Annotated in this window: 9 protein-coding genes; 8 read left to right on the top strand and 1 reads right to left on the bottom strand. The window is 61.4% G+C overall.

Annotated elements, in window-relative coordinates; genetic code table 11:
• The first annotated feature begins 46 nt into the window (after positions 1–46).
• On the top strand, positions 47–3,874 hold the full coding sequence (locus LOY36_RS09050) for an amino acid adenylation domain-containing protein (protein WP_258672973.1): 3,828 nt from the start codon (positions 47–49) through the stop codon (positions 3,872–3,874).
• On the top strand, positions 3,871–5,514 hold the full coding sequence (locus tag LOY36_RS09045) for a cyclic peptide export ABC transporter (RefSeq protein ID WP_258672972.1): 1,644 nt from the start codon (positions 3,871–3,873) through the stop codon (positions 5,512–5,514). Before LOY36_RS09050 ends, LOY36_RS09045 begins: the two co-directional genes overlap by 4 nt.
• Here LOY36_RS09045 and fhuF read toward each other — a convergent pair.
• Entirely contained in the window at positions 5,505–6,251 is a 747-nt protein-coding gene (gene fhuF / locus LOY36_RS09040) for a siderophore-iron reductase FhuF (RefSeq protein WP_258672971.1), read from the bottom strand. The genes LOY36_RS09045 and fhuF overlap by 10 nt on opposite strands.
• Positions 6,252–6,357: 106 nt before the next feature.
• Between fhuF and LOY36_RS09035 the strand changes: the two genes are divergently transcribed.
• The 6 genes from LOY36_RS09035 (at position 6,358) to LOY36_RS09010 (ending at position 12,530) form a co-directional block, all read left to right on the top strand.
• The gene (locus tag LOY36_RS09035; protein WP_258672970.1) at positions 6,358–8,061 is read left to right on the top strand and encodes an ABC transporter ATP-binding protein/permease; all 1,704 of its coding nucleotides are present in this window, start codon (positions 6,358–6,360) and stop codon (positions 8,059–8,061) included.
• Positions 8,062–8,354: 293 nt separating this feature from the next.
• Positions 8,355–9,131, top strand: a complete 777-nt coding sequence (locus tag LOY36_RS09030) for an ABC transporter substrate-binding protein (protein WP_019581928.1) — start codon at positions 8,355–8,357, stop codon at positions 9,129–9,131.
• 91 nt (positions 9,132–9,222) lie between these two features.
• Entirely contained in the window at positions 9,223–9,912 is a 690-nt protein-coding gene (locus LOY36_RS09025; RefSeq protein ID WP_258672969.1) for an ABC transporter permease, read from the top strand.
• A gap of 14 nt (positions 9,913–9,926) precedes the next feature.
• Positions 9,927–10,625, top strand: a complete 699-nt coding sequence (locus LOY36_RS09020) for an ABC transporter permease (RefSeq protein ID WP_018928327.1) — start codon at positions 9,927–9,929, stop codon at positions 10,623–10,625.
• A gap of 9 nt (positions 10,626–10,634) precedes the next feature.
• The gene (locus tag LOY36_RS09015) at positions 10,635–11,747 is read left to right on the top strand and encodes a succinylglutamate desuccinylase/aspartoacylase family protein (RefSeq protein WP_258672968.1); all 1,113 of its coding nucleotides are present in this window, start codon (positions 10,635–10,637) and stop codon (positions 11,745–11,747) included.
• A gap of 18 nt (positions 11,748–11,765) precedes the next feature.
• Positions 11,766–12,530: an ABC transporter ATP-binding protein gene (locus LOY36_RS09010; protein ID WP_204124436.1), complete on the top strand. Its 765-nt coding sequence runs from the start codon at positions 11,766–11,768 to the stop codon at positions 12,528–12,530.
• Positions 12,531–12,592 lie beyond the last annotated feature (62 nt).

The raw sequence follows: 12,592 nt of genomic DNA, 5'->3' as shown, positions 1-12,592 counted from the left end.
AATCGCCCCGCTCGCTCATGTCCAACTTTTTTGTACAGGTCTCAGCATGACTCAGACTCACCAAGACACGCCGTTCGAAGGCTTCGAACTGTCGCCGCAACAGGCTCATCTGTGGCGCCTGCAACAAACCCGCCTGGCGCCGTCAGCCCAGCGGGCGACACTGCGCATTCGCAGTGAACAACCGCTGGACGGCGCACGACTGAAAAACAGTTTGCTGGCGCTGATGCAACGCCACGAAATTCTGCGCACCCGTTACCAGCAACTGCCGGGCCTGTCGCTGCCGATGCAGGTGATCGACGATTCGGCCACTGATTGGCAGGCGCTGGGAATTGAACTGCAGGTGGACGCCCAGTCAGCGACGCTGCACCTGCCGGCGTTGCATCTGGACAGCACCAGCCTGAGCTACCTCGGTGAAGAATGGGCGCTAGGCTACTTGCAAGCGGCGCCGCAAGACCCGCCCCTGCAATACGCCGACTACGCGGCCTGGCGCCTGGAGTCGGTAGACGACGCGGGTCGCCAGTTCTGGGAGCAGCAGTTCAACGCAGTGGTCACGGACGTGCCTTTGCCCTGGCAGCGCCAGAACCCGGCAACCTCCGGGCTGGTGGAGCCGGGCCGGGTACAACTGCCGCTCGACGACTCAACCCAGCAACGCCTCGATCAGCAAGCGACCCGCCTCGGTGTCAGCAGCGGCACTGTCGTGCTCGCCGCCTGGGTCACCTTGTGGCAACGCTACAGCGAAGCCGAGCGCCTGACGCTCGCCTACGAAAACCAGGCACGCCCGGACGTACTGGGCGATGCCCTCGGGCTGTTTTCCGAACCGTTGCCGCTGACCCTCGACACCGCGCCCGAGCTATCGTTTGCCGCGCTGTGCCAGCAACTGAGCGAGCGTGTCGGCCTGCTCAACGATGCGCGGGACAGCTACCCGAGCCACTTGAGCAATGTACCGCCATTGTCGGGCGTGGGTTTTCGAGAACTCTCGCTGGCGCCGCACAGTGCCCTGAACGATGCCGGTTGGCAGCTCGAACAGGCCGACAGTGTCAGCGCCGGTAGCGCATTGCTGTTGCAGTATCAGCCGCGCTCGGCCAGTGGTTTGTCGCTACATTTTGATGCCGCGCTTTACATGCCCGCCCATGTCGAGATCCTCGCCGAACAACTGCTGAGCGTGATCGAACACAGTTTGCACGAGCCGTCCGCCAGCCTGAGTCGCCTAGCGACTTGCAGCGCCGCCGAGCAACAACGGGTGACCGGCGTACTGGCCACTGCACCGACCCTGAACCCGGCGCAAGAACGCCTTTATGCAGCCACCTTCGCCCTGCCAAACCTGGCCGCCTGCTTCTCCAGGGGTTCGGCCCCCCATGCCGGACGCCCGGCGGTGACCGGCCCGAGCGGCACCTTGAGCCACGCCGAGCTTGATCAGCGTGTCAGTGCCCTCACCCAACAACTGCTCGCCCAAGACCTGGAACCCGGTACGCGGATCGCGCATTTCCTGCCGCGCGACATCGATGCGGTCGTGGCGCTGGTCGCCATTCTGCGCGCCGGTGCCTGCTACGTACCGATCGATCCGGCCTACCCCACCGAGCGCATCGAACATATTCTGCGCGACAGCCAGGCACGTCTGGTACTGACCCATCACGCTCGCGTGCAAGACCTGCCGGCGGACTGGCAGCCAAGTGCGCTGGCGATTGATCAAGCGATGCCGACAGTGCCGTTACAGGACGAACCGAACATCTCCCGAGACCAACCGGCCTATCTGATCTACACCTCCGGCAGTACCGGTCAGCCCAAGGGCGTGGTCATCAGCCATGCCAACGCTTTGCATTCGCTGGCGGCGCGGCTGGCGGGGTATCCGCAACCGGTGCAACGCTTTCTGCTGTTGTCATCGTTCGCCTTCGACAGCTCCATCGCCGGGCTGTTCTGGAGCCTCGCCCAGGGCGGGTGCCTGCACTTGGCCAGCGAAGCCGAACAAAAAGACCCGCTGCAACTGGCCCGGTTGATCCGCGGCCACGGCGTGTCGCACCTGCTGGCGCTGCCTTCGCTGTACGCGTTGTTGCTGGACGAATTGGGCGACAGCCCGAGCCCGCTGAACACCGCGATTGTCGCCGGTGAAAGCTGCCCGCCAGCGCTGGTCGACAGCCACTATCACCGCCAGCCCGACGCGCAGTTGTACAACGAATACGGACCGACGGAAGCCTCGGTGTGGAGCACCGTCGCGCTCTGCCGGCCGGATCAGCGCACAGCATCCGTACCCATCGGCCGCGCCATTGCCCACACTCGGGTGTATGTGCTCGACAGCGACGGCGCCCCCGTGGCCCGGGGGCTCAAGGGTGAAATCCATATAGCCGGGCCTGGCGTGTCCGAAGGTTATCTGGGCCTGCCGCAGATGACCGCCGAGAAATTCATCCAGGCCTGTCATCCCTCTCTCGACGGCCAACGGCTGTACCGCACCGGCGATTTCGCCTGGCAGGATCTGGACGGGCAACTGGTGTTCCTCGGGCGCACCGATTCGCAGATCAAACTGCGCGGTTACCGCATCGAGCTGGGCGAAATCGAAACCGCGCTGTGCAGCGTCAGCGGCGCCAGACTGGCCGTCGTCCTGCTGGACACCATCCAGGCCGAACCGAGCTTGCGTGCCTTCGTTGAATCGGCCTCTGAGCTTCAAGCCAACGCCGTGCGTGAGTCCCTGGCGACCCTATTGCCAGCGCACATGATTCCCGCGGACATCCAATGGCTGGCGCAACTGCCGCGCACCGCCAACGGCAAGATCGATCATCGTGCCTTGCTGGCCCGGGTGCCGAACCGCAGCCTGGCGGCTTACGCGGCGCCCGAAGGTCATGTCGAACAGGTACTCGCGGCGGTGTGGCAAGAACTGCTGGAGGCCAAGGTGATCGGTCGTCACGACGACTTTTTCGCCCTTGGTGGCCATTCGTTGCTGGTGGTGCGCATGACCGCAAGGCTGCGTGCCACGCTGGGCATCGAGGTGCCGGTCAACATCATCTTCCAGCACCCGACGCTGATGGGGCTCGCCGAGCAGATTACCCGGCCGCACGACCACGCGGCTGTCATCACCTTGCAGGCCGGCGAAGCAGGACAGACGCCGTTGTTCTGCCTGCACCAACCTGCGGGGGGAGTTCACCACTATTTACCGATGGTCGCCGGGTTACCGCAGGCGATGCCGGTGTACGGCATTGCATTGCCCGAGTCGCTGCGCAACCAGGACCTCGTCGCATTGGCCAGCGAATACTTGCCGCTGATCCAGCAGACTCAGACGCAAGGTCCGTATCGCCTGGGCGGTTGGTCCATGGGTGGATTACTCGCGCTGGAACTGACTCGACAACTGGAGGCGCTAGGGCAAACGGTTGAGTGGCTGGGCCTGTTCGACAGCACGTTCCACGCCGAGAACGAAACACTGGCGTGGGAGGCGTTGTACTCAGTCGTGCAGCAAGAATTGAGCAGCGACAGTCGCCAGCGACTGGCCACGCTCGACCCGGAGCGTTTGACCCAACTGCGTACAGCCACCGCTGAATTGGGCCGCATGGAGCAATTGCGTTTCGCCTTGCTGCAATGGACGAGCGCCAACGGCCTGGACCTCAATGCACCGCTGGCATACATCGAACAGACCTTGAATGTGATGGCCGACGCACGTCGTTGGGTCAGCGGCTACTCAGTGCCCGCCGTACGCGCCTCCCTGCATCTGTGGTGGGCCGAACAGACTCTTGTCGAGCGCCCGACCCTGCCTGCGCAGTGGGACGCGATCAGCCAGCGAACCTGTCATCATCAGGTCGCTGCCGATCACGACACGATCCTCGAGCAGCCTGTCTTCCATGAACAACTCAACAAGTCGCTGGCCGTGGCCTCGACGGAAGCCGTCGCATGAACCTGATTCTTTATCTCTACCGCCAATCGGCACGCCTGCTGGCACTGGCCTCGATCACCGGCGCACTGGGCGGGCTGGCCAGTGCGGGGCTGGTGATGCTGATCAACCGCGGGCTGGCCAACCCGCAGCAATTGCCGGAACTGGCCCTGGGGTTTTTCGGGCTGTGCGTCGGCATGCTGCTGAGCAAACTCTGCTCGGAACTGTCGCTGCTGCACCTGACCCAAAGCGCGATTTTCCAGATGCGCATCGACCTCTCGCGCAAACTGCTCGCCACCCCGCTCAAACGCCTGCAAGGCATGGGCAAACACCGTTTGCTGGTGATCCTTACCGAAGACGTGCACACCTTTACCGCGGCGTTCGAGTGGGTGCCGCTGTTGTTCGTCAACGCCGTGGTGACGTTGGCGTGCTTCGCCTACCTGGCGTGGTTGTCATGGTCGTTGCTGTTGATTCTGGCATTGTTCCTGCTGGTCGGCCTGATCGCGTTTCACCTGGCCGAACGCGGGCCGTTAAGCCATCTGGAGCGGGTACGCCAACAAAAGGATGTGCTTTATCAGCACTTTCGCAGCCTGATAGAAGGCAGCAAGGAATTGCAGCTGAGCAACGCCCGTGGCGAAGCCTTCGTCGAGCGGGTCATCCGTCCGGGCGCCGATGAATTTCGCGTGCGGTTCCTGCGCGGCATGGCCGGGTATTCGGTGGTGGCCAACCTCGGCACGCTGCTGTTCTACCTCAACCTTGGCGTGCTGCTGTTTGTCGTACCGTTCTGGCTGCCGCAATCGATTACCGTGCTGACCAGCTTCACCGTGACGTTGCTGTATCTGGTGCGACCGATTTCCGATCTGATGATCGCCCTGCCCTCGCTGCGGCAGGCCAGTATCGCCCTGAATCGCATTCGCCAACTGGACGCCGAACTGAGTGCTGAAGCCCAGGCGGCCGCGCCGGTCGGTAACGTGTTCGCCAGTAAAGGCCCGATGCGCCTGTTGCTCAACGGTGTGTGCCATCGCTATCCCGGCGAACATGAGGATCATCCCTTCATGCTCGGGCCGGTGGACCTGACGCTGGAACAGGGTGAACTGGTGTTTGTGGTCGGCGGTAACGGCAGTGGCAAGACCACGCTTTCCATGCTGCTGCTCGGGCTGTATGCGCCGGAAAGCGGCTGTATGGTGCTCAACGGTGTGGAGGTGGACGACGACAACCGTGAGCAATACCGTCAGCACTTTGCCGCCGTGTTCGCTGACTTCCATCTGTTCGAACATCTGCTGGGCGACGACGGACCGGGCGCAGAACAGCGCACCGCCGAGGCGACGCGCTATGTAAAAGCCTTGGGATTGGGGCACAAGGTCAGCATCGTCGACGATCGTTTTTCCACCGTGGATCTGTCCACGGGTCAACGCAAGCGGCTGGCGCTGGTGTCGGCGTATCTGGACGACAAGCCGTTTTATCTGTTCGACGAATGGGCCGCCGACCAGGACCCGACCTTCAAGCGAGTGTTCTATATGGAGTTGTTGCCGGAGTTAAAAGCCCGGGGCAAAACCGTGATTGTGATCACCCACGACGACGCCTATTTCCAACAAGCCGACCGAGTATTGAAAGTCGAAAATGGCCGCCTCACCCAGGTCGAGGCCCATGCGGCTTATGCCTGATAAGGCTGCGTGATGTCAGCGCCCGGCACCAGCGGACAGTTGTCGCAGTACGGGCGCGCATCACCCAACTGGTGGTGCAGGCAGCATACCTTGCGCATCAGCAACGGCACGCCACTCGGGCCGGGAGCCAGTTGCAGGAAGCCGTACAGTGGATTGCGCGTACCGTCGGCCCAGTGCCGCTCCCGGAACAGGTGATCGCGCCACTGTGACGCTTGCGGCATCTGGAAGTAGTCGAGCGCAACATCGATGGCGGCCGCCACGTTATTCCACAGCAAGCGCTGGGCCACACGCCCGGCACTGGCCAATGCCTGGACCAAATGCGCCATATCTTCAACCAGCAGTTGTTGCATGAAGGCCAGCGGGTCACTCAAGGGCACCACTTCGCCTGCTGCAAACAGCTGGGCCACGGGCATGCCTCCTTCCAGCACCACGTGAGGATCACGCACGGTGCAGCGCAGATTCTGCGCAGCGGCGGCCAGCGGCAAGGCCAGCGTCACGCAAATCAAATCCATCGACCATTGCGACACCAGCGCGGCACGCGGCGCGGCGGGATAGTAGTGGGCGTACAAACCCAACAGCTCAGTGCAGGTTTGCGGGTCGCGAAACTCAATCAATCCACGACCTTCGACCTGGTTGCTCATTCGGCACGTACTGCGCAAAAAGGCGCCCTCGAAACGAAACAACTGATCGAGCAGGGTTTCGTCGAGCATGCGGGCAGTGGTTTGAAGAGACGTCATGAGGTTTCGTAACTGAGTTTGAGAACTGTTAACCTACCACGTTTTTTGAATTCCGAAGACTCTACACGGCGGGTCATCCCCCGAGTTTGCCAGGCAGGACGCTCTGATGTTCATCCATGATATGAAATTGCTGGCCGCGCCTTACTGGTCGGCTGAAGGCCGCCGTCGCGCCTGGCTGACTCTCACCATGGCCATGCTGGCGGTGGCCGGCATTATTGCGATCCAGGTGCGCTGGAACGAGTGGAGCCTGGGTTTTTACAACTCGTTGCAAAGCCTGGATGCCGCCGCGTTCGGGTATCACGTCGTGGAACTACTGGTGCTGGACGTCGCCTTCATCGCCTGCACCATGGCCAAGTTCCAGGTGCAGCAGCGCTTGCTGATCAACTGGCGAGAAAAACTCACCCAGGCCTTTCTCGCCAAATGGCTCGACAGCCAGCGTTACTACCGCAGCCGCTTTCACAGCGTGACCTACGACAACCCCGACCAGCGCATAGCCGAAGACTGCAAAATCTTCGTCGAGCAGACCCTGGACCTGGGCCTGAACCTGCTGCAGGCGATCATTCTGGTGGTACTGTTCTGCCTTATCATGTGGCGCATTTCCGGCACGCTGGAGTTCGAAGTCGCCGGGCATGCCGTCGCCATCCCCGGCTACATGTTGTGGCTCGCCTTGATCTACGCCGTGATTGGCAGCGGCATTGCGCACTGGATCGGCAAACCTCTGATCGGGCTCAACTTCCTGCAACAACGCCGTGAGGCGGATTTCCGTTTCGGCCTGACGCGCTTGCGTGAAGACGCCGAAAACGTCGCCCTTTCCCGTGGCCACGGCTGGGAAAGCAAGCAGTTACTGGGGCAGTTGGGACTGCTGCTGAGCAATTACGCCAAGCTGGTTCGCTCGAAAAAACACCTGCTGGGCATTAACGCGGCCTATGAGCGGTTCGCTTTCACCCTCCCCTTGCTGCTGGTGTCGCCGCGCTTCTTCTCGCGGGAGATTCAATTGGGGCAACTGACCCAGATCGCTTCAGCGTTTGGCGAAATACAGGCGTCGCTGTCGTTTCTGATTCGCAGCTACCCGCAGATCGCCGAATGGCGCGCGACCAAGACGCGCTTGTGCAGTTTCTGGCGTGAACTCGAAGCGCTGCCCGCTCCGGTTGACCCCGTCACCGGTCGTACTGCCGGCTTGCGGCTACATGACTTTGCACCGCTGAACGAGCACGGTTTACCGCTGTTCGAACCGCTGACGCTGATATTGGCACCCGGCGAACGGCTGCTGCTGCGCGGTCCTTCGGGCGTGGGCAAGACCACCCTGCTGCGCTCACTGGCCGGATTGTGGCCACGGCACCAGGGCAGTGCCGAACTGGACCGGGAGGGCCTGCTCATTCTGCCTCAAAGGCCTTATCTGCCAAGCGGTTCGCTGCATGAGCTGCTGCATCGAACTGGCGAGGCCAGCGCTGTCGACATCGATGAAACGCGCCTGGAAGAGGTACTCAAACTGGCAGAGTTGCAGCACCTTCCGCTGCACAGCACCGATGACTGGAGCCGACGTCTGAGCCCCGGTGAGCAACAGCGCATGGCCATGGCCCGCGCCTTGCTGATACAGCCACCGTTGCTGTTTCTTGACGAAGCCACTTCGGGGCTGGACGACATTGCAGAACGACGTTTGTACAAGGCGCTGGCGGCCACCGACATTACGGTGGTCAGCATCGGCCATCGTGAAAGCCTCGGTGGCTACCACACCCGTGTGGTCGATGTGGTGCCAGCCGCGTCGCCATCCTTGCCCAAGCCAATCCCGTCCACCACGCTGGAATTCTGAGGGCAAGACGCTGGATAACGTCGAACCGGCTTTAGGGGCTTGCCCCGGTCGGGTCTAAGGCAGTCAACCTGAACGGGCGACTGCCTTTTTTCTTTCAATGTCGCCTTCACCCCGCAGCCAAACCTGTCTTGCAGCGGTTAGCTGCCGCCCCATTTTGATATGTTTATTTTCACACAGTTGATTTGTGAAATATTTTATGTCATTTATAGCCTCGTAAATCATCAGGACAGTCCACCTCGCCAGACCGGACGGCAGCCCCGTATCACCAACGCCCCATCCAAGGAGTCAACAATATGAACAAGACAGAACTTCTAGGTGCTCTGGCACTGTGCGCCGCAAGCTTGCTGGCGCACGCCGACGAGGACAGCCTGCGTATCGGCATCGAAGCCGCCTACCCGCCCTTCTCCTTCAAGACGCCGGAGGGCAATGTCAGTGGTTTCGATTACGACATCGGCAACGCGCTGTGCGCAGAGATGAAGGTCAAATGCGAGTGGGTCATCCAGGAATTCGACGGCATGATCCCGTCGCTCAAAGTGCGCAAGATCGACGCAGTGCTGTCGTCGATGTCGATCACTGAAGACCGGATGAAGTCGGTCGACTTCAGCAAAAAGTACTACCACACGCCGGGCAAGTTCGCGATGAAGAGCGGCAGCGTGATCAACGACCCGCTGGTCGATCTCAAAGGCAAGAAAGTCGGCGTGCAACGCGCCTCGACCTACGACCGTTTCGCCACCGAGCAGCTGGCGCAAGCCGGCGTCGAAGTGGTCCGCTACGGCTCACAAAATGAAGCCTTTCTCGATCTGGCATCAGGTCGCCTGGACGCCACCCTCGCCGACATCGTCAACACCGATGAGAGCTTCATCAAAACCCCCATAGGTAAAGGTTTCGCTCTGGTTGGGCCGGACATCAACGACCCGAAATACTTCGGCAGAGGCGCCGGGATCGCGGTGCGTAAAGGCGACAGTGCGAACGTTGCACGCCTGAGCGCAGCGATTGACGCCATCCGCGCCAATGGCAAGTACCAGCAAGTGATGGCCAAGTACTTCGCCTTCGATATCTACGGCGAATAAGCCGTTACCCGAAACCCTGGCGCCGGCGTTTGCGGGTGCCACTTCTGGCTTGTCTCGCGCGCCTCCCGGCGCTCGCTTGAGGAACTTCATCATGCTTCACGGCTACGGATCGAGCATTCTCGATGGCGCCTGGCTGACCATTAATCTGGCCCTGACCTCCATGACCATGGCGATTGCCCTGGGTCTGATCGGCGCCGCCTTTCGTTTGTCACCGTTCAAATGGCTGGCGATGCTGGGCGAAGGCTATACCACCCTGATTCGCGGTATTCCCGACCTGGTGTTGATCCTGCTGATTTTCTACGGCGGCCAGGACCTAGTGAACCGCATTGCCCTCGCGCTCGGTTACACCCGCTACATCGACATCAACCCCTTTATCGCCGGCGTCTGCACCATGGGCTTCATTTTCGGTGCCTATCTCTCGGAAACCTTTCGCGGCGCCTTTATGGCGATCCCCAAAGGCCAGGGCGAGGCCGGCGTGGCTTATGGCATGAGCGGCGCTCAGGTGTTCTGGCGGATTCTGGTGCCGCAGATGATTCGTTTCGCCATTCCGGGGTTCACCAACAACTGGTTGGTGCTGACCAAATCCACCGCGCTGATCTCGGTGATCGGGTTGCAGGACATGATGTTCAAAGCCAAAAACGCAGCGGACGCCACCCATGAGCCGTTCACGTTTTTCCTCGCGGTGGCCGCGCTCTACCTGATGCTGACCAGCGTGTCATTGCTGGTGCTGCGCTATCTGGAAAACCACTACTCGGTCGGCGTCAAAGCCGCCGAACTGTGACGGGGAGCACAGCCATGATTCTCGACTACAACCTGATCTGGGAAAACCTGCCGCTGTACCTCAATGGCGCCTTGTTGACCCTCAAAGTTCTGCTGATTTCCCTGGCCGTTGGCCTGGTGCTGGCGATTCCTTTAGCGCTGATGCGCGTCTCCCGATCGCCGTTGATCAGCTTCCCGGCCTGGCTCTACACCTATGTGATTCGCGGCACCCCGATGCTGGTGCAATTGTTCCTGATCTATTACGGCTTGGCGCAGTTCGAAGCGGTACGCCAAAGCGTGCTCTGGCCTTACCTGTCCAGCGCAACCTTTTGTGCCTGCCTGGCCTTCGCGATCAATACCAGTGCCTATAGCGCGGAACTGCTGGCCGGCAGTTTGAAGGCCACGGCCCACGGCGAGATCGAAGCCGCCAAGGCCATGGGCATGTCGCGCTTTACCTTGTACCGCCGCGTGCTCCTGCCGTCCGCCTTGCGCCGGGCACTGCCGCAATACAGCAACGAAGTGCTGATGATGCTGCAAACCACCAGCCTGGCGTCGATCGTCACCCTGGTCGACATCACCGGAGCCGCTCGTACGGTCAGTTCGCGGTTCTATCTGCCATTCGAGGCGTTCATCACCGCTGGCCTTATCTACCTGGCCCTGACCTTCATCCTGGTTCGTCTGTTCAAGCTGGCCGAGCGCCGCTGGCTGGCGTATCTGGCACCGCGCAAGCACTAAGGAGCTGTTATGGAGCACATTGAATACCTGTTGCCGTGGGGTGCCTCGGGCACAGAACGACGGCTGTCGCTGTTTCGTTTTGGCAGCGGGCCACGCAAGGCCTACATCCAGGCCTCCCTGCATGCCGACGAGCTGCCGGGGATGCGCGTGGCGGTTGAACTTAAGCAGCGTCTGCGTGTGCTGGAAGAACAAGGTCGCCTGAATGGGGTCGTCGAGTTGGTGCCGATGGCCAACCCGATTGGCATCGCCCAGATGTTCCAGGCCACCCATCAAGGCCGTTTCGAGTTCTCCAGCGGGAAGAACTTCAATCGTGATTTTCCAGAGCTGGCCGAAGCTGTGGCGGCGCTGGTGAAAGGTCAACTGGGCACCCACGCCGACGTCAACACCGGGCGGATCCGCCGCGCCATGGCCGATGTTCTCGCCGACATGCCACCGCCGACCTCGGAACTCGATGGCCTGCGCCGCCTGTTGCTTTCACATGCCTGTGACGCCGATGTGGTGCTGGACCTGCACTGCGATTTCGAGTCGATCATGCTGCTTTACGCCATGCCGCAACACTGGCCGCGCCTGCGCTCATTGGCCGCTCGACTGGGTGCCGGCGCCGCATTGTTGGCCGAGGATGCGGGCGGCAGTGCCTTTGATGAAGCCTGCGCGATTCCCTGGTTGCGTCTGGCCGAACTCTTCCCTGAAGCCGATATTTCTTTGGCCTGTGTGGCGACCACCATTGAACTGCGCGGCATGGCCGATACCGAACGCGAGCCCTGCATCGACAGCGCGCAGGCCATTCTCGGCTATCTCGCCGAGCAAGGCCTGATCAGCGGTGACTGGCCGGCCGCGCCACCGACCGAGTGTGAAGCGACACCCTTCGCCGGCGCGCAGTACGCCTATGCGCCGCACCCCGGCGTGGTGAGTTTTCTGCAACCGCTGGGTGCCCGGGTCAGGGTCGGCGACCCGCTGTTCGAAGTGATTGATCCGCTGACCGATCGCCACAGCATCGTGCGCGCCAGCACCGACGGCATCCTCTATGCCCGTGAACGTCTGCGCTTTGCCCAGCCCGGTTTGTGGCTGGCCAAAGTGGCCGGTACTCGCCCTATTCGCCAAGGCCGCTTGCTCAGCGACTGATTCCAGAGAGTTGAAACCATGTACAAACTTGAAATTCAGGATCTTCACAAAAGCTACGGCACCCACGAAGTGCTCAAGGGCGTGTCCCTGGAGGCGAAGGCCGGTGACGTGATCAGCATCATCGGCTCCAGCGGCTCCGGCAAAAGCACCTTCCTGCGTTGCATCAACCTGCTGGAGCAGCCCAACGCCGGCAACATCGTGCTCAATGGCGAACCGCTCAAGCTGGTGACCAACAAACTCGGCGGGCTCAAGGCTGCCGAGCCCAAACAGCTACAACGCATGCGTTCGCGACTGTCGATGGTGTTTCAGCACTTCAACCTCTGGTCGCACATGAGTGCCCTTGAAAACGTCATGGAGGCCCCGGTGCATGTGTTGGGCATCAACAAGAAAGAAGCACGGGAAAAGGCCGAGCATTACCTGAACAAAGTTGGCGTGGCGCACCGCATGGACGCCTGGCCGGCGCACATGTCGGGTGGTGAGCAGCAGCGGGTAGCGATTGCCCGGGCGCTGGCCATGGAGCCGGAAGTGATGCTGTTCGATGAACCGACTTCAGCCCTCGACCCCGAGCTGGTCGGCGAAGTGCTGAAAGTCATGCAGGACCTCGCACTCGAAGGCCGCACCATGGTAGTCGTGACCCACGAAATGGGCTTTGCCCGCGAGGTCTCGAACCAGCTGGTGTTCCTGCACAAGGGCCTGGTCGAGGAGCGCGGCAATCCGCGTGAAGTGCTGGTCAATCCACAGTCCGAGCGGCTTCGGCAGTTTCTGGCCGGCAGCTTGAAATAACCACCGGCTCGCTCACCGCTCCCTGGCTTGGCGATGCACAACGAGGTTTGGCATGCGATACA

The organism is Pseudomonas sp. B21-019, from assembly GCF_024749225.1.
In the GTDB taxonomy this organism is placed as follows: domain Bacteria; phylum Pseudomonadota; class Gammaproteobacteria; order Pseudomonadales; family Pseudomonadaceae; genus Aquipseudomonas.
The sequence above is the reverse complement of the archived record's forward strand: the minus strand, read 5'-3'. Positions and strand labels throughout refer to the sequence as shown.